The organism is Coprococcus sp. AF102-57 (genome assembly GCF_027686195.1).
GTDB classification, from domain to species: Bacteria; Bacillota; Clostridia; order Lachnospirales; family Lachnospiraceae; genus Allocoprococcus; species Allocoprococcus comes.
This window is the reverse complement of sequence record NZ_JAQCSY010000016.1, coordinates 41,033-60,518: the sequence shown is the minus strand read 5'-3', so window position 1 is coordinate 60,518 and position 19,486 is coordinate 41,033. Positions and strand designations below refer to the sequence as shown.

At 42.0% G+C, this 19,486-nt stretch carries 13 protein-coding genes; all 13 read right to left on the bottom strand.

Annotation, left to right across the window (positions count from 1 at the left end; genetic code table 11):
• Positions 1–48: 48 nt before the first annotated feature.
• The 13 genes from PGZ10_RS11140 to PGZ10_RS11080 all read right to left on the bottom strand — a co-directional run bounded on the left by PGZ10_RS11140 (position 49) and on the right by PGZ10_RS11080 (position 19,434).
• Complete coding sequence (locus tag PGZ10_RS11140; RefSeq protein ID WP_270541461.1) at positions 49–1,488, bottom strand: MFS transporter; 1,440 nt, start codon at positions 1,486–1,488, stop codon at positions 49–51.
• 98 nt (positions 1,489–1,586) lie between these two features.
• On the bottom strand, positions 1,587–3,113 hold the full coding sequence (locus PGZ10_RS11135) for a response regulator (RefSeq protein ID WP_182420325.1): 1,527 nt from the start codon (positions 3,111–3,113) through the stop codon (positions 1,587–1,589).
• A 13-nt stretch (positions 3,114–3,126) separates the two neighbouring features.
• Positions 3,127–4,785: a sensor histidine kinase gene (locus PGZ10_RS11130; RefSeq protein WP_270541460.1), complete on the bottom strand. Its 1,659-nt coding sequence runs from the start codon at positions 4,783–4,785 to the stop codon at positions 3,127–3,129.
• On the bottom strand, positions 4,782–6,005 hold the full coding sequence (locus tag PGZ10_RS11125) for an ABC transporter substrate-binding protein (RefSeq protein WP_243000058.1): 1,224 nt from the start codon (positions 6,003–6,005) through the stop codon (positions 4,782–4,784). The genes PGZ10_RS11130 and PGZ10_RS11125 overlap by 4 nt, the downstream gene beginning before the upstream one ends.
• A gap of 1 nt (position 6,006) precedes the next feature.
• Positions 6,007–7,896 (bottom strand): fructose-1,6-bisphosphatase, encoded by a 1,890-nt coding sequence (locus PGZ10_RS11120; RefSeq protein WP_270541459.1) that lies wholly within the window; start codon positions 7,894–7,896, stop codon positions 6,007–6,009.
• Between the two features lie 15 nt (positions 7,897–7,911).
• Complete coding sequence (locus PGZ10_RS11115) at positions 7,912–10,425, bottom strand: hypothetical protein (protein ID WP_270541458.1); 2,514 nt, start codon at positions 10,423–10,425, stop codon at positions 7,912–7,914.
• A gap of 36 nt (positions 10,426–10,461) precedes the next feature.
• Entirely contained in the window at positions 10,462–11,628 is a 1,167-nt protein-coding gene (locus tag PGZ10_RS11110; protein WP_270541457.1) for a class I SAM-dependent methyltransferase, read from the bottom strand.
• 108 nt (positions 11,629–11,736) lie between these two features.
• Positions 11,737–14,343, bottom strand: a complete 2,607-nt coding sequence (locus PGZ10_RS11105; RefSeq protein ID WP_270541456.1) for a histidine kinase dimerization/phospho-acceptor domain-containing protein — start codon at positions 14,341–14,343, stop codon at positions 11,737–11,739.
• A gap of 8 nt (positions 14,344–14,351) precedes the next feature.
• Positions 14,352–15,050: a response regulator transcription factor gene (locus tag PGZ10_RS11100; protein WP_117559421.1), complete on the bottom strand. Its 699-nt coding sequence runs from the start codon at positions 15,048–15,050 to the stop codon at positions 14,352–14,354.
• A 235-nt stretch (positions 15,051–15,285) separates the two neighbouring features.
• Positions 15,286–15,543, bottom strand: a complete 258-nt coding sequence (locus PGZ10_RS11095; protein WP_022220688.1) for a hypothetical protein — start codon at positions 15,541–15,543, stop codon at positions 15,286–15,288.
• 22 nt (positions 15,544–15,565) lie between these two features.
• Entirely contained in the window at positions 15,566–16,636 is a 1,071-nt protein-coding gene (locus PGZ10_RS11090) for a galactose/methyl galactoside ABC transporter permease MglC (RefSeq protein ID WP_117824392.1), read from the bottom strand.
• A 30-nt stretch (positions 16,637–16,666) separates the two neighbouring features.
• The gene (locus PGZ10_RS11085; protein ID WP_195251226.1) at positions 16,667–18,163 is read right to left on the bottom strand and encodes a sugar ABC transporter ATP-binding protein; all 1,497 of its coding nucleotides are present in this window, start codon (positions 18,161–18,163) and stop codon (positions 16,667–16,669) included.
• A gap of 137 nt (positions 18,164–18,300) precedes the next feature.
• Complete coding sequence (locus PGZ10_RS11080) at positions 18,301–19,434, bottom strand: galactose ABC transporter substrate-binding protein (protein WP_117824391.1); 1,134 nt, start codon at positions 19,432–19,434, stop codon at positions 18,301–18,303.
• Between the last annotated feature and the right edge of the window lie 52 nt (positions 19,435–19,486).

Below are 19,486 nucleotides of genomic sequence, written 5' to 3'. Positions count from 1 at the left end.
GGCGAACTGCCATCCGATCCTTTTACTATTACTATTTATCTTATATTTCTAATTCTGTTTTGCGTTTTTTCTACGTTCATCCAGTTCTTTTCTGACTGTCGGATATACCTTATCGATTCCCATAAATAAATACCAGATGATTAAAACAACGACTGTGATAGCCAGTGGCAGATATAAGAACAGACTCTTAATTGCAAAGATCGCACTGTCCGGCTGAACAGCTGCCGTTCCATTATAATTTCCTGCCGCAAGGATCCATCCAAGTGCTGCTGTCCCAAGACCTGTTCCGATTTTCTGTCCAAAGCTGGTTACACTGTAAGTAAGTCCTTCTTCTCGGATTCCGTCTTTCCATTCACTGTAATCCACTACGTCTCCAACAATTGCGAACAGGCAGGAATACAATGCCGCATGACCAATTCCCTGTAAAACCAGTCCTCCATAAATCATCGGAAGATTGACCGGTCCTGCAATTTCAAGAATAAGTCCTGCTCCATAGAACAGGAAGCCCACAAATAATGCTTTGATCTTTCCAAATTTTTTTGCAAAAATAGGGATCAGCATGATCGTAAGGATCGTTGGGATATAGTTAAATAATGTCATTGTACTGTTGATCATCTCATTGCCAAGTACATATTTTGCATAATAAATTCTTGATCCACCGGTAAGTCCGAGTGATGTATAAATAATTGCAAATGCTAATGTGATCAGAATAAAGTATTTATTGCTGCAAAGAATTTTAATAGTCTTAATCGGATGTTTTTTCTTCTTTTCAGTCACTTCCGGTTTGATCGGTTTATATCTTTCTTTTGTTCCGGCAAATGTTGTAATAAACATTCCAAGTGCTACGATCGCATAAATAATACTCATGCAGGTCCAGCCCTTCTGGCCGTTTCCAAGGAAATGTACCAGCGGAATCGTAATCACATTGATTACCAGCTGTGCGATCATTGTAAATTCAAACCGGATTGTATTCATTACATTTCGGTCATGCTGCTCGGTTGTTACCAGCGAAAGCATGGTATTGTAAGAAAGATTTGATGCAGTAAAACAAACTGCTGCAAGGAAAATATATACAAGCAGCATATAAATTGCTTTTCCGTTTGCTCCGATATTCGGAACTGTAAAAATCATAATCAGACTGACAACAAGCGGAGGTGCACTCCATAATACCCACGGACGAGCCTTTCCCCATCTGGTATTTGTCTTATCGATAATAACACCCATAAAAAGATCGGATACTCCATCAAACAATCTTGCGATCAGCATCAGGGTTCCGACTACTCCTGCTGCAATTCCTGCCACATCTGTACAGTAAATCGTCAGGAATGAAGCTACCGTTGTCCACACAAGGTTTGCTCCGATATCACCAACTCCGTAACAGACTTTTTCTCTGGTGGAAACCCGCATACCTTCTGCTTCTTTTTTGACTGCTTTACTTTTTGTTTTTTCTTTAATTACTCCGACGGAAATTTTTTCGACTGCTTCCATCTTACTTCCTCCTCTTCTCAATTTCTGAACCTACTATAGCAAATTCAGATTTTTAAAAAGGAGAAATTTTTTATAAAAAGAGGAATTTTACAAACTGATTATGTATTCATCCTCCGATATTCGTTCGGAAGCATCCCTACTTCCTGTTTAAACACCTTACTCATGTACTTGGGATCCGAAAAACCTGCCATTGAAGCAATCTGATTCAACTTTAATTCCGTATCCAGAAGTAATTGTTTTACATGTGCGATTTTATATCGCCTTATGATCTCCGTAAAAGAAGAGCCTGTTTCTTTTTTTAACTGTGTACCCAGATACTGTTCGGTAACATGCAGTCTCCTGGCTGTTTCCTCCAGATTGATTCCGTCACTGTAGCATTCTTTAATAATAGAAAGAGCTTTCTGTACCAGAAGCTCTGCCGAAGTCTGTTTTTTTTCATCATTTTCTATGCAGACAAATAATTCCAGCATTGCATCCATGATTTCTTCCCAGAAAACAGCATTTAAAATCGTATGTAATATTTTTTGGACAAGCAGATCTTCATCCCGTAATGTTCCACACTCTTTTGCAGTATTGATCACAGCGTAAGCAAAACGGATACAAACCTCTCTGATTTCCTGCGGGCTGTGGACTTCACGTAATCCTGCCTCCATAAATTGCTGAAAGCACCGGGTAAACGCAGGATAATCCAGATGGATTACCGCACTCCTTGCCTGATTCTCCAGATCTGCCGGATAAGTAAAACGCTTTGTCCTCAGTTGCGCGATTTTTTTGCACTTGATCAATACCCGGTTGCCAAGTATTAAATGCCATCCGCATGCTTCGGTCAGCGCATTTTCAATCTCCGCCAGTTCTCCCAGCCCTTGACACTCTTTTCCCGCAAATGCCCCATGATCATGGATTCTCATAGAAAAAGCCGGTACTACCGATTGCTTCAAATACTGTATAAAATTTTTTTTTGCTTTCACATCATAAAAACAGATAAAAACAGACTGCCTCTTCTCTCTCCATAACCAGCACATTTTTTTGTCCGGATTATGTTCCCGGAATTCTTCTAAAAAAAGCTCTGCTTCTTTTTGTTCGGAATCATAATACTTTCCCATAAAAAGATACATACAGTAAATTTGTTTTCTGCCGGAGAAACCATATTTCTCCAAAAGCATCTCCTCTAACCTAGAATCCTCTTCATACTCGCCTTCTAACGCATCTTTTATGACCGTTTCAAGTGAAAGAGAATTTTTCCCTCTCTGTTCTACGAATATCTCTTCCTTGATTTTAGAAAGGGTGTTCTTCAGTTCCGTAAGATTAACCGGCTTTAGCAGATAATTTTCTATTCCGAGTGCAATTGCCTTTTTTGCATAATCAAAGTCAGAGTATGCCGTAAGAATCACAACCTTAGTCATACTTCCTCTTTCTCTTGCTTCTTTTAACATCTGCAGACCGTTCATATCCGGCATCTGGATATCAAGCAGGATCAGATCCGGATCCTGTTCTTCAAGAAGAATTAAACCTTCTCGCCCATTTTCCGCGCTTCCTACCACCTGGTATTCCGGACTGATTTTATTCAAAATATGTACAAGCCCCTCACGAATCGGTCTCTCGTCTTCAATGACTGCTATCCGCATCGTCATTTCCTCCCTATATCGGAATAAATAAATGTACTTTCACGCCACCCGAAAGAATATTTTCAAAATAAACTGCTGTATCTTCTCCGTAATAGAGTTCCAACCGCTTTCTCACATTGGAAATTCCGAGATGATTCTTTATCTTCGTTCCTTCATTGAGTTCTTTTAATCTGACTTTCTCAATACACTGCCCATTATTTACAATGATTAGATGTAATTGTTCTTCTGCCTTCGCAGCTTCGATGGTAAGCCGGTGTTCGCCCTTACATCCGCGAAAACTGTACTTGATCGCATTTTCCACAAAAGGCTGAAGCAGCATTTTATGAATTTTATAAGTTTTCAATTCCTCCGGTATTTTAAATATCAGCTCGATTTTTTCTCCTAATTTTTCCTGCTGCAGAAGAATATACTTTTCCAGCCATACCTTTTCCGCTTCGATCGTTGTCAGTTCCCCTGCATCATTAATGGCATAACGCAGGATTTCGGCAAGCGCCACTAACATCTCACTGATTTCATACTGCTCATTTTCAATGGCTTTCCAGTTGATGGTATCCAGGATATTATATAGAAAATGAGGATCGATCTGTGCCTCCAACGCTGAGATTTCTGCATTCTTCTGCTCCAATGCAGATTGTTTCACCTGACCGATCAAATGATAGATCCGTTCAGTCATATCATTGAAGCCTTCCGATATCTTCTGTATTTCTATACTGTCATTTTCTTTGATTGCAAGCTTCTCCCTGAAATTATCTTTCTCCAGATTTTTCATCGCATCTACAATCTCATTTACCGATACCATGACCGGTTCTGTAACTTTATAGATCAGAAATACAAAAACAAGCAACACTGCCACTGCCAGCAGCAGCCAGAATACGATCTGTTCTCTGATTGCTCTCTGATATTCACTCAGCGACTGGCACAATACGATTTTCCAGCCGCTCCGGGTATTTGTAATGGATTTTTGACTGACCCTTTTCGTCTCTAAAACATCTTCCGTCCTGCCCAGTAATTTTTCATTTTCCGCTCCGACGATCCTTCCGTCATCTATCAGATATATTTCCGATCCTTTTCCAACATCCAGCACGGAACTCAGTTCATCTGCATCAACTGACAGAATCACTTCTCCCAGATCTTCACTGATATCCCAGTAATTTACTACCTTACGGCTGATATGAAACATCCTTTCCGGATTTTCATTCTCTTGATCCATCGTATAAGACAGCATCTCTTCTGTCTCCGGAACTGCAACCTTTTCAATCCAGGAACTGTTCACCGAAGAAGAAGAAAGCCTGTCATAAAAGATTCTTTTTCTATCTGCCAATACCAGCTGAATCCCGTCCACACCCTGATTTCTGTTACAGATATGTGAAAATTCACTTCGCATATTATAGGCATCTGTCTCCATAATATCAGCAGATTCTTTCGCGGTAACCGCAAGATTTAAAAAGTCTTCAGCCGTAGTGATATCATACAGAATCGTCTCATACTTATCCAATGTCATATTCAGACACTGATTTGACTTCTGAAGATCTGCCTCTGCCTGATTGTTCATATTATCAAGGGTGCTTTTTTTCAGACGTGCCTGCGATATCACTGTAAAAATAGTGATCGGAATGCATGCCGTAATAATAAATGCAGGAATCAGAATTTGTCTCAGATTTTTCTTTTTCATTTCTCTGCTCCGATTTTCTCTATCTTTTCTGCACTTTTATTCAATATTGTCTGCGGATCCTCTTCCTCCACCAGTATCTGTCTCAGAGTATCGGAAAGTGTCAGGGAAATCCGTGGCCATTCCGGAGAAATCTCACGAATCCCGGCAGCCTTATACATTTTTATAAATGTTCTCTTTTCCGGATCTTCGGCAAATTGTTGTTCCATAATATCCTGACGCGGTGCAAGAAAACCAAATGCATCAATATATTCTTTCATTCGGTCTTTATCTGCCAGAAACTTTAAAAAACGGATTGCATACTCTTTCTTTTCATTCTCCGCTACTGCCAGAATTTCTCCTCCGGCTACCGAAACCGATGTCTCTCCTCCCGGAATCGGTGCAACACCGAATTCCAGATCCGGGTTTCCTTCCCTGATACTGTCAATCGCCATAGAGGAATTGAACATGATCCCAATTTTTCCTTTTAGAAACTGATTTGTCAGATCTCCCATGGTAAGAGAAATGCTCTGCAGACTCAGACTTCCTTCTTTTTCCATCTGATCCAGCAGAAGAAATGCCTTTTTACTGTTTTCTTCTGCAATTCTATACACGTCCCCTCCCATTGACCATAAGATCGGCAGAAATTCATACATACTTTCTTCTGTCTGTAAAGCAGTGATCGCAAACCCTTTTACATCTTCATTGCTGATCTTCGCCGCTGTCTCTTGAAATTCTTCCCAGCTTTCCGGAACTTCGCATCCATTTTCTTCCAGGAGTTTTTTATTATAGAACATCCCTGTACAGTTCACACCAAAAGGCTGCCCATAAATTCTTCCATCTATCGTACATGGTTCCAATGCTTTTTCGTTATATTCCTTTAATTCCGGAATAGCATCTGTAAGATCAGCAAACGCTTTCATATGATGTAGAAATTGAAAGTCCGAGGAGTCCACTACGGCAATATCCGGCATCTTTTCTTCCGACATCGCCAGGGCAAGCTGTTTTTTAAAATCTTCATCCGGAATATAAGATACTTCTATCTCAATATCCTCCTGCATCTTATTAAACTGCTCTACCAGCTCTTCCAGATGTCTCTGATTATCCGGTATATCCCAGTAATGCCATAATTCAATGGTTTCTTTCTCTTTCGCTTTTGTTTCTTCCTTTTTCCGGCATCCTGCACAGCTGCATAAACTAACTGTCATGACAACACATAAAGCGCATGCAAAAATCTTTTTCACTCTATTCCAACTCCCCTTCACGGTATGCACGGAGCAGCATTTTAAGTGCCTCAATATCCTCCTTGATCTTCTTTCCGCTATCTGTATCCCGCACCATCAAACGTTCTTTTTCGGTCTCGACCAGTTCTGATTTTGACTCGATATCCTTGTTTTCCGTAAGTGCCGCATACACACTCAGGAAAGGCTGGTGGGATTTGATCCGGATACCATGGGAATTGAAGATCAGTGTATACCCGGCAATTCCGGTAGTCTTATGGTAGCTCTTGCAGAAACCTCCATCAATGACCATTAATTTTCCATTCGCACGGACCGGATGCTCTCCTTTTGAAGTTCTGACCGGTGTATGCCCATTAATGATATGAGCACGCTCGGAATAAAGGCCAAACTCATGCAGAATCATATTGCAGACCTTTTCTTCTTCGTAAAATTTATAATATGGATTTGATTCTTCATACCATGTCGACTCATCCAGCACATAAGTACGCTCAAAGGTTTTCGTATTTCTTCCGGAAAGTGGAGACTTTCTTCCGCACCACAGATACCACATAAAGTCTCTGTCTTTTTCTTTCGCCTCCTTCGACCAGGCTCTTCTGGCAACATGCTCTGCATAGTCCAGATATTCTCTTCCTCGATAGCATCTCTTCCCAAATACAACGCCGTCAAAGTTTCCGCTCTCATCCAGCGGCACACAGCCGTGATACAGAAGATTATCGTTGAAGATCCGGTACATACTTCCTTTTTTATACAGGAAATCTATATGCTGTCGCAGACGGATACTGTTCACAAAAGCCATCTGAAGACCTTCCATTACATTTTCTTCCTCTTCGGTCAGCTGATAGACTTCTTCCACACTTTCAGCTGAAAAACTTACAGTTGGAAATTCTTCCTTCTTGATCTTATATTCTTTTCCGCCAATTTCAACAACCTGACGTTTCACATCCACTTTATGAAGCAGCAATTTATCTTCCATCTTGTAATCCGGATTACGCAGGATCACCTGGCCTTCCAGCTTAAAAAGAAGTACAGAAATTGCTTTCAGTGCCGCTTCCATCGGATCGATCTGCGGGTATATCTTTTCTGCAAATAAGGTCAGATTTCGCAGACTGATCCCATAGCTATTCTCCATGATCTTCATATTATCATATTTCAGATTGTTACGGATAACTGTTGCGATGCAGGCTCTGCTTCCTGCCGCTGCCCCCATCCACAGGATATCATGATTTCCCCATTCAATATCAATGGAGTGATAAGTCGTAAGCAAATCCATGATCCGGTCTGCACAAGGACCTCTGTCAAAAATATCTCCGACAATATGTAGATGATCGACTGCCAGCCGTTTAATCAATCCGGCAAGCACCTCGATAAATTCATCTGCATTCTGTAGTTCAAGGAGCGTATTCAGGATATTGCGGTGATACACCAGCTGATTATCATCTTCATCCTTCTGTACATGGATCAGTTCATCCAGAATATAGGCATATTCCTTCGGCATCGCTTTTCTTACTTTTGAGCGGGTGTATTTGGATGAAAATAATCTTGCGATATCGATTAGTTCTCCTAAGATCGCACGATACCACTCTTCATTATTTTTTCCTTCCTTTTTTATCATTGCAAGCTTTTCAACTGGATAATAGATCAGCGTACAGATTTCTTCCCGGTCCAGATCTGATAAAGTATCTTCAAACAACAGATCTACTTTTTCCCGGATCACACCGGAGCAGTTATTTAATATATGACAAAATGCTTCATATTCTCCGTGCAGGTCACTCATGAAATGCTCGGTTCCCTTCGGCAGACTTAAGATTGCCTTCAGGTTGATGATCTCCCGGCACACAGCCTGCTCTGTCGGGTACTTTTCTGCCAGAAGTTCTAAATATTTCTCGTCTCTCATTTGCGTCCTCCAAATTTATTTTACATAACCAAAAAATACATTTCCGCTGCCGCTTACCATTTGCGCCATCTCTTCAGGCGTAGCCGAATGACGTTCTCCGTCTGCCGGATCCAGATAAGCATACTTCGCATCCGTGTATCCGATGACCAGTACCGCGTGATCCACACTGAGCATTGCGATCACCGGTGTCTCATGGCTGATCGTATAGCGGATTTCTTCCGGTGTACATCCGGTCAGATCAAACCCTTCTCCACCGGTTGCTTCTGTCAGGATTTCTGCCGGCGACTTTCCGTTTTCCAGCTCTGTTGATGCATTTATATCTTCTGCGCCTTCTAGCTTCAGGATCCGGTTCAGGCACGCTGCAAGTGTACTCTCACCTTCTCCTGTCCGGAACTCATCCATATTATTTACTTCATAAATATCCGGCGTATTTCCGGACTCCCATACATATTCCTGTGATGAAGAAATGACCACACCTTTTATCTTCTCCGCTTCCTGGATCGCATAAGATGCTTTTTCATACACCCCCTGCAGACTGCCAAGTGCATATACATAATACTGATTCTTTACCTTCGGTTTATCAAAGCTGACAACCATCGGTTTATCAAACAATACCTGCTTTGGTTTTAAAATTTTTGCTTTGCTGTCTTTGATCCCATTTTCATAAGTAAGACGAACCAGAGTTCCCCGCAGATCATCATTGTAGGTCTCAACTGTGATATTACTCTCTTCCTTCTCCTGATTGTTGGTAATATAATCTGCCGTTGTCGAAATATAGGTATTCTCATTTCTGTTTACCCGATTAAGTGTCATCATATTGTCTGCCACATAGCCATCCAGAATGTAAAAATCCTGTACCTCATAGGTCTTGGCTATCTCCTGTTTCTGCGTGATGATATCCACTTTATACATCGGGTACACACTCTGTCCGGATATATTGGTTCCTGCATCGCTTCCACGCAGCGTGCCATAGGCAAAATCATTCCGGATAAATCCGATCGGTTTGACATATTCGTCTCCTTCGGATGTAATATCAAAGGATTTGCCCGTCTTCAGATTCAGCACGATAATCTTCTGCGACTCATTGATCTTTCCGCCCTCACTCTGGTAAGCAAGCAGATGTCCGTCTGGTGAAACCTGATACTGCCCTTCCTCCAGATCTTTCACCAGCACCTCTCTGGTGTTGTCCTTCAGATTCACAAGATACAATGTACCATCTATCATTACATAAAGATTTTCATCAGAATTGCTGTAATATACAAATTTACCCAGATCCTCTTTCATCAGATAATATCCGTCTTCGCTAGGGACAAATGCTTTTTCCGTAACGGAATTTTTTTCTGCGTCAAAATAATAGACTGCTACACCTACCTGCCCTTCATGTACACCGCGATTCATATAACCCACTACAGTAAATGTGGTATTGCCTTTTTCATCTACTGAAATCAGGCGGATATCATGCAGGTCGCATAATGTACGCACATCCATGTTTTCCGCATCTGCGAAGCCGAATACCAGTGACATTTCATCCTCTTTTTTATCATAATTCCAGAGCTGGTTATCCTCTATAAATGCTACAATGGTTCCATCTGTATTAGTCTCATACTCCAGGTCCGTCGGCGCAATCCCAACAAGAACACCTTTCTGGTTCAGCGCAGTTGTCTTACCATCAAATCTCTGATTCATCGTGCGATCATAATCAAGCAGATACTGTTGTGCATCTTCCCCGGTGCGGATCCGGAAGAATTCCTTTACACTGTAAAGCCGATCAGCATAATCAGTATCCCCGGTGCACTTTACCTGGTATTTGAGGACAAGTGATGTGTAATTCTCATTGCATTCCTTAATTTCCCAGTATACATTTCCCGATACCTGCGGTGCAAGCGAACCCCATGTCACCTGTGACTGTGTCGATGCAAGTGTAACCTCCTGATAGGTGGAGCTGTCCTCACTGGAATCTGTTTCCAAATAGCTTTCGACCTTATCACCCTGATTTTCGAGTGCCGCATTGTGGAAATCATTTGCGAAATCCAGGCTTTTCTTATAGTTGCAATCTGCCGAATTCTTGATCCTGGTATAAAAATAAATATTTTGATTATCCAGGTACAAGGTTACTTTCAAAATCCTCTCTTCTTTCAGGATCTTCGTATTCTTGAAATTTAAAGTTACTGTATCCTGAACATCTTTAATGGTTCCCTCCTGAATACATTTTTTCCCATTCAGTGTATATACCTGCCAGTAAACCTTCTGGATCTGGTTATCATATTTTGCAATGTTCATATCCAGCTGGTTATTTGTAACGAGTGTCAGTGTATCACGCATTGAAGTAAGCGTCATATCGCTTTTATATCCCGGCAGTGAGTTCACTTCATATCCTTCTGTCATAAAGGATATTCTTGGCAGTGTCGCACCTCCCATATCTGCACTCATATCAGTGTTGCCTCTGTTCGTCACATAACTGGATACGATAACTGCAAGAATAAATACAGTAGTCAGTACCCCTGTCTTTATTGCTATCTTTTTAAACATTGTAATTATAGTCCCCTTTATCTTAATCTGCTAAATTTATACTCCTTTTTCTCCCTCTTCATTCTGCTGATCCAATAATCTCCCCAGCATTGGATCGATGTGAAGCATTTCTTCACATGTGCGGATTGCCTCTGCATTTTTCCCTTTATTTCCCGTGTAAATGGCCCGTATCAAAATATTCTTCGGTGTATGCTCCATATCGATAAACTCCAGGATCTGTGTGTCATATCCCTCCCTCTTGAGATATTCTGCACGCATAGCATCCGTGACAAGAGCTGCCATTCGCTCTTTGATCAGTCCGTAAGAAAACAGCGGTGCAAGTGTTTCATTTGCAATCTGACGGTTCACTTCATGCTGACAGCACGGAACCGAAAGAATGACCTTCGCTTTCCAGCCAACTGCTTTTGCAAGTGCAAAATCGGTAGCGGTATCGCAGGCATGCAGCGTCACGACCATATCCACTTCATCAGAGCCGGTATAATCTGCAATATTTCCTTCCATAAACTTCAATTTTCTATAGCCATATTTTTTTGCAAGCTGGTTGCATGCATAAATGACATCCGTCTTCAGATCCAGTCCGATGATCCGGATATCATAACCTTTTAACTCATGCAAATAATAATAAATTGCAAATGTCAGATAGGATTTACCGCATCCAAAATCCAGAATCGTTACTTCCCTGTCCTTCGGGAGCTCCGGAAGAACATCCTCGATAAACTCCAGAAAACGGTTGATCTGGCGGAACTTATCAAACTTTGTCCGCACGATTTCCCCTTCTTTTGTCATAACTCCCAGATCCTGTAAAAATGGAACTGCTTTTCCTTCCTCCAGGATATAATGCTTCTTCCGGTTGTGTGACAGATCAATCTCTTTGAACCTCCCGGTCTGAAGCCGTCTCTGAATCGTCATTTTCCCTTTTTTGCTGACCAGAACCTGATAGCGGAATTTCCTGGTCTCCATCTGCATCTGTTTGAATTCCTGCATGGCATTTTCAATATATCCTGCTGCTTCTTCTTCATTCAGATTGTGGTGAAATACCTGGTTGTTCCGGTGTTCTTCGCACTGGTACAAAATATTGTCTTTATGCTCCACAGGGCGGATCTTAATCTTTACAATTCCGTCTTTTTCACGTGGATTGCTGATTATTGCTGATAAAAATTCTTTATTTAAACTCTTTTTTAAGATATTATTCAATGATTCCATTTTAATTTCCCCTTACATTTTAGGTTATATGTACGAATCCAGTTTTTATTGTAAAGCGAAATAAAATAGAGCGCAAGGGAAATTTCCCTTACGCCCCATATTTACCTGTTACTGTTCGACTTCCTGATAGACATCTTCCGTTTCTTTTGGAACCGGGAAACGGATCAGTACCTTGAACAGATCTCCGTCGAGATATAACTCGAATTTTCCCCCTTGAAGCTTTGTCAGATTCTGTGCAATCGAAAGACCAAGCCCGCTTCCTTCCGTGCTTCTGGATACATCTCCGCGGATAAATCTTTCTGTCAGTTCATCTGCCGAAATATTCAGCGGCTGCTCTGATACATTCTTGATCGTAAGCTGTACTTCCTCACCTGTCTGAACCAGATCCACGTATACACGGCTTCCCTCCATTGCATATTTTGCCACATTGTTAAATACATTTGCAAGAACTCTCCACATTCGTCTGCCGTCTGCATAGATTGTTGCCGGTTCGGTTGGAAGATTCATGATCATTTTCAGATTCCTTGCCTCAAATTTTTCTTCAAACTCTGCACTGGTCTGGTTAACCAGCTCAACCAGATTAAGATTCATCATTTCCAGGCTGATATTGCCACTGCTTACCTTGGAAGCTTCTACCACATCCTCGGTAAGTGTCTTCAGACGATATGCTTTTTCTTCCAGAACCTGAAGATAATTCCGGATCTTCGGATCCTCAAAATCCTCTCTCTTTAAAAGGTCCACATAATTAATGATTGATGTAAGCGGCGTTTTGATATCATGGGATACATTTGTGATCAGATCCGTTTTGAGGCGTTCATTTTTTACGCTCTCTTCTACCGCCCGGTCCAGTCCATCTCCGATCTTATTGATGCTGACTGCTGCTTCAAGCTGTCCGCCTTTGAGTCCATTTAACGGAATCTGATAATCAACCTGACCGTCTGCGATTGCTTTTACCCCTTTGATGATCCGCGCTCTTCCGATGGCTCTGCGCATCAGGCAGAAAAATGCCCCCGCCTCTGCCGCAAGCATTACGAACAGCCAGATTCCCGGCTCCCACATAGCGATCGCGATCCAGTGAACTACAACCAGTACTCCAAACAAAATCGCAGCTTTCCAGACCTCCCCCAGATGCCGGATCCCAATCCGGACGTATTTGATGATCAGACATAAAATACTGTTCTTCCACAAAGTCTTTGCCTTGATCCTTCTTACCATTCCAAGCCAGAAAGTAAGTCCTGTCATGCAAACGCTTACCGCAACAATCCCTGCAAAAATCAGTACCGATGTGCCATTGAAACCATCTCCGCTAAACCAGACTCCGTTCAGCAGACTGTAACTTAAACTGATTTCCCCATAAATACATATCACCATAACTGCAGCCAACAAAAGAATAAAGATTTCTGTCTTCATTTTATCGACCCGATTTAACACAATGCCTTCTTCCCGGTTTGATCTGCCTGCAACAATTGTCAGCCATGCCAGAATTACAAGCATTGCAAATCCGGTTGCAATCGCAATCCAGAAGGTAAATCTTACCTGCGGTGCATACTCCTGATAAATCTTGCTCTCCTGATAAAAGTCATCCTGGATTGGATAGGAAGTATCTACCGCGAACACGCATTCGTAATTATCCATCCACATATTGCCACCGATCAGTGATTTCCACTGTGATCCGTCCATATCAATATCACTCTGGTACTCAGTAAGCTTTGGTGTGGCAACCGCATATACTCCCAGCTTTTTCATACTTTCCAGATTCTTTTCCCATTCATCAAATCTCTGATATGCAAGACGGTTGGTATAAACTTTTTTATTGTCCAGATCTACAATCATATATGCAAGATTGGTATTACCTTCTTTATATTCTTCCGTTACATACTGCCACGTCAAAAATTCATCCCGTACACTGTCCACAGTATTTCCAAGCATGGACATCGCATCACTTAACTTGCCGTTCCATCTGGAATCCTTGTTCACAACTTCCAGAAGATTCTTCGCGCCCACCGGTGCACAGTTTTCGGAAACTTTTTCTCCGTCATACCGCCAGCACTTTGTGTAGACCTGGCGATTTTCACTGTCCAGAATATTGCGGTAAATACTTGCGGAGTTCTCGATCCAGTCATTGATCAGAGAATCGATCACTTCTCCGGTGCTTTCCAGTGAATATTCATCTTTTGCCTCATCCATATTACCAAACTGAAGGTTCCCGTTTTTAAATTCCCGACGAAATTCTTTTTCATAGTAATAATGGTAGGTTCCGTCATCCTTCTGGCAGACGATGATCTCATCATCATTGTCTCCATCTGCCATCTTGGTCCCGTCTGCGTAGTACATCTCCTGATCGTTTTCCCAGTAATTCACAAGATCACCAAGACGGTATGCAAGCCCATTTACATTTTCATTTGAAATCTTACGATCTGAATCATATTCTTTCAGATCTACAATTCTGTTTTCATCATATTTTCCTTCTGTTTCAAAATTGCTGTCGTATCCTTCCGCAGCCGTAATATCATTTGCAGCACTCATCAGCTTGTCGGTAAACCCTTTTGACTGATCATACTTCTTATGTGGCTTTTCAAACAGGATTCCTGCCAGATTATCGCCCGGATAACTGAATGTAAAAACCAGACATGTGATCATCACCACCGCTAAAATATGCTCCAGTACGATCAGGATTCCTTTACATGGTGCGCTCTGATACCATTTGTTATTCATAAGACCTCCTAACCGATCTTCTCTACCTTATATCCGACACCCCATACTACCTTCAGGTAACGTGGCTCTTTCGGATTGATTTCGATTTTCTCCCGGATATGGCGGATATGTACGGCAACGGTATTGTCCGCTCCGATTGCTTCTTCATTCCAGATATTTTCGTAAATCTGATTGATAGAGAACACCTTTCCCTGATTTTTAACGAGTAACAATAATATATTGTATTCAATCGGTGTCAACTTCACTTTTTCGCCGTCCACAGTCACTTCTTTCAGATCATCCCTGATCACAAGTCCCCCGGTCCGGAACTCACTCTGGTTGTCAGATCTCGCCGTACTTCCAAGCTGGGTGTAACGTCTGAGCTGGGATTTTACCCTTGCTACCAGCTCCAACGGATTGAACGGTTTGGTTATGTAATCATCTGCACCGATATTCAGTCCTAAAATCTTGTCCGCATCCTCTGATTTGGCGGATAAAATAATAATCGGGAGGCTCATGTTTTCCCGGATCTTGAGTGTCGCCCGGATTCCGTCCAGCCGCGGCATCATCACATCCATGATCAGAAGATCAACTTCATTACTTTTCAATACCTTGATCGCTTCATCGCCATCATACGCCTTCAGAACTTCGTATCCTTCCTGCGTCAGGTAAATATCTATTGCTTCTACAATGTCTTTATCATCATCACATACTAATATTTTCGCCATCTTTTTCACCTCCTCTATACTATACAAGATTAGCAGAGATTTTTTAAGAGATAGGGCGGGATTTTCTTAAGAATTTTTTGAGATTTGAAAATGTGGTGCGAGATGATCTATATTTGTCAGATACAGATTCTTGTGCAAGCACCAATCTGCACCTGACTCATCATATACGCAAAAAAACTCCCGGCAAGTTTTACTTTACCGGAAGTTTTCTCTTGTGAGGTAATATTTATGATTTCTACTTTTCGTCTTCTCTGTGATCTGCTTTTATATTGCGGTATCCTGCGATCAGTCCAAACCCGATCAGTCCAACACCAACTATCAGAAACAGAATCGTCGCCACGATCATAACAAGCTGTTCATTACCATGACTTGTGGAAATCGCCCTGAACATCTGGTATGCCAGTGTCAGCAGATAAAACCCGGCCATTGCATAAATCGCCAGTCTTGCATTTTTCTTCCATCCGTCATTCTCCGGCATCTTATTCTCGTCCATAACATTTCCCAGCCTTTTCTTTTTATTTTCTTACCAGATATTTTCTCATATCAATTGCACATGCGATCAGAATAATCAGACCTTTGATCACATACTGCATATTCTGACTTACTGCCAGGAACTGCAGTGCAACGAAGATGATTCTCAGAATGAACACCCCTAAAACAACGCCGCTGATCTTACCGGTACCACCTACAAAAGATACACCACCGATTACACAGGCAGCAATCGCATCACACTCGTAGTTCAGACCTGTATTTGCCTGGTTGGAACCGATACGTGCAGATTCAATGAATCCAGTGATACCATACATGCATCCTGCAAGTGTATGTACCAGAATGGTTGTTCTCATAACATTTACACCAGATACATTAGCAGCTTCCGGGTTGGAACCAACTGCGAACATATTCTTTCCAAATGTTGTCTTATTCCACATGAACCACATGAATACAACTACGACACAAGCGTACCATACATAGTTCGGGATCGGAACGCCACGGATCTTTAAGAAACTTCCTGTTACAAAATTCTTAAAGGATTTGTCCAGTCCGGAAAGTGGCTGTCCGTTGTTACCGTTCAGCATAATGTACATCAGAAGAATTCCGTATACGATCAGCTGTGTTGCCAGTGTTACAATGAATGGATGTAAGTGGAATTTCGCTACGAAGAATCCATTTACCCATCCAACAATACCTCCGACTACGATTACGATCAGAATAACCAGTGGTATCGGAAGAACCGGAAGATCCGGGAAAATTTTGGTTGCATAAGTTACTGACTGCAAAAGTGATGCAGAAATACATGCTGTAAGACCTACAACACGTCCTGCTGAAAGGTCTGTACCGGTAAGTACGATCGTTCCTGCAATACCACACGCGATCGGAATGTTCGCTGCAGACAGCGAGATAATGTTAACAATAGATGCCACGCTCAGAAATCTGCTGTTCTGTGTGTAAGTGTAAATAACTGCGATAATGATCAGAAGATAAATCGCATTATTGATAAGTCCTTCTTTCCACGCTTTTGCCTTGTCTGCGGAATCCAGTGCTTTGTATTCTGCATAGCGTGATTTTATATTTGCAAATGCTTTCATCTGGGAAGCCTCCTTCTTTTTGTTTGAAAATTACACATACTTTGCTGCGTAAGTCATGATCAGTTCCTGCGTCGCCTCTTCAGCGTTAATCTCTCCGGCAAGTCTTCCACCGGACATAACCATGATACGGTCACAGATTCCGAGAAGCTCCGGCATTTCTGAAGAAACTACAATAACTACTTTGCCGCGGTTCGCAAGATCGATGATGAGCTGATAGATCTCATACTTTGCACCGACATCGATTCCTCTTGTCGGCTCATCCAGAAGCAGTACTTCCGGATCGGTAAGAAGCCATCTTCCAAGGATAACCTTCTGTTGGTTTCCACCGGAAAGTGCACGGATCTTTGTCTCCTGCGACGGTGTCTTTGTCCGCAGCGCATCAATATATTTCTGCGTATCTTCTTTCATGGATTTTTCACTCAGATAAAATCCTTTTTTGTGTCTCTTTAAGCTGGAGATAACGGTATTTTCACGAATGTTCAGGATGCCGAAGATACCGGTTGCTCTTCTCTCTTCTGTCAGAAGTGCAAATCCGTTTTTGATCGAATCCTGTGCATTCTTATTGCTGACTTGTTTTCCGTCAAGTTTTATCGTTCCTGATTTCCTGGTTGCAATTCCAAAAATTGTCTCCAGAGTTTCTGTACGTCCACTTCCGTCAAGTCCGGCAATTCCAAGAATTTCTCCTTTTCTTGCTTTGAAGGAAACATCATTCAGGATCGAATACATTCCGGAAAGGTGTTCCACTTCAAGCGCTACATCGCCCGGTTTATTTGTCTTTGGCGGGAACTGATTGGTAAGCTCACGTCCAACCATCAGACGGATGATATCGTCCATCTCCAGATCATCTGCTTTCTCTGTTGCTACCCAGGTTCCGTCACGCATGATCGTGATCTCATCTGAAATCCTTTTGATCTCTGCCATTTTATGTGAAATGTAAATGATTCCGCATCCTCTCTTTTTCAGCATCTCAATGATATCAAACAGATGCTCTACTTCCTGCTCTGTAAGGGAAGAAGTCGGCTCATCAAATACGATGATTTTTGCATTCACAGATACTGCTTTTGCGATCTCTACCATCTGTCTCTGTGATACCGGCATCGTACTCATGATCCTTTTCGGATCTACATCAATTTTCAATTCTTCAAATACTTTTTTTGTGTCGTCATAGATTTTTTTCTCATTTACCATGACGCCGCCCACCTTCGGGTAACGTCCGAGCCAGAGATTATCCATGACGTTTCTTTTGAGCGCCTGGTTCAGTTCCTGGTGAACCATTGCAACTCCATTTTCAAGAGCTTCTTTCGAATTCTTGAAATTAATCTCTTTTCCCTCCAGCTCAATCTTGCCACTGTCTTTGTCATAAATTCCGAAAAGGCATTTCATCAGTGTTGACTTTCCGGCTCCATTTTCACCCATCAGTGCATGGACAGTGCCTGCTTTAACTGTCAGGGACACATGATCTAATGCTTTTACGCCCGGAAATTCTTTACAGATATCCGTCATCTGCAGTAAAACATCCTGTTTCATAGCTGTCCTCCTGTCTCTCATCTTCTAATCTCGCATACCTTTCGAACCTGCCACTATGCAGTTCCATCCGGCTGCGTCACAACTTTAGAAAAGGTGGCTGGCCAACCACCTGGCCGCCACCTTTATTTTTTACATTTTTATTTTCCTGAGTATTCCTGGTAAGGAATGAAGATCTTGTTGCTTACTTTATCAGAAATGTTGTAAGAATCTGTTCCATCCATCAGATCTTTTCCATCTGCTGCATTCTTAGCAAGATCTGCGATACAAGCTGCCATACCATCTGCATCCTGTTTAACAGTTGCTGTCATCTTGCCATCTCCGATCAGCTGTTTTGCTGCATCTGTAGCATCAACACCAAATACCGGAATCATCTTTCCGTCTTTGCCTGTTCCAAGGTTGTATCCCTTATCATTCAGAGCAGAGATTGCGCCTTCTGCCATACCGTCGTTGTTGCAGATAACAAGCTCGATCATGTTATTGCTTCCTTCGTTGTACTGGGAAAGGTTGGTTGTCATATAGTTGTTTGCTGCTGTTGCACTCCAGTTACCATCCTGGTCAACCTGGTATTTGTCACTGTTAGAAGCATCGAAATATTCCAGTGCCGGTTTGCCAGCTTCTGTGATGATCTTGTCTGCATCTTCTACAGCAAACTGTGTACGGTAAATAGCTTCTGCATTTCCAAGCTGTCCCATAAACATTGCGTAAGAGATTTTTCCATCTCCGTTGAGATCCATTTCATCAAAATGTTCTACTACATAGTTACCGATCATTTCGCCCTGCATATGTCCTGCTTCCGGAGCGTCTGTTCCTACGAATGCACACTTGTCATAGCTTCCAAGTACATCTCCTTCTGTTTTGTCATCTTCGACTGCACGGTTAAAGAAGATAACCGGGATTCCTGCTGCTTCTGCTTTTTCAACGATCTGTGAAGAAGCATCTACAGAACCGGATGTAACGATGTTAACGATCAGTGCTGTAGCACCTGTCTGGATCGCTGTATCAATCTGTTCGTTCTGTGTTGTCTGGTTACTGTTTCCATCATAGTCCTGATATTCAACGCCCATCTCGTCAAGTTTTGCATCGAGTGCTGTACGGACAGATGCGATGTAAGTATCAGAATAGGTATAGTAGAATACTGCGATATTAGCGTCTGATGATTTCTTATCACTGCTTCCACCATCACTGTCACTCTTACCGGAGCCCCCGCATCCTGCAAGCATTCCAAGTGCCATCACACCTGCGAGCATCGCTGCTACAATTCTTCTTTTCATAATTTCGTTCCTCCTTGTATAACGTTTACTTGATGATACGAGTATAACAAGA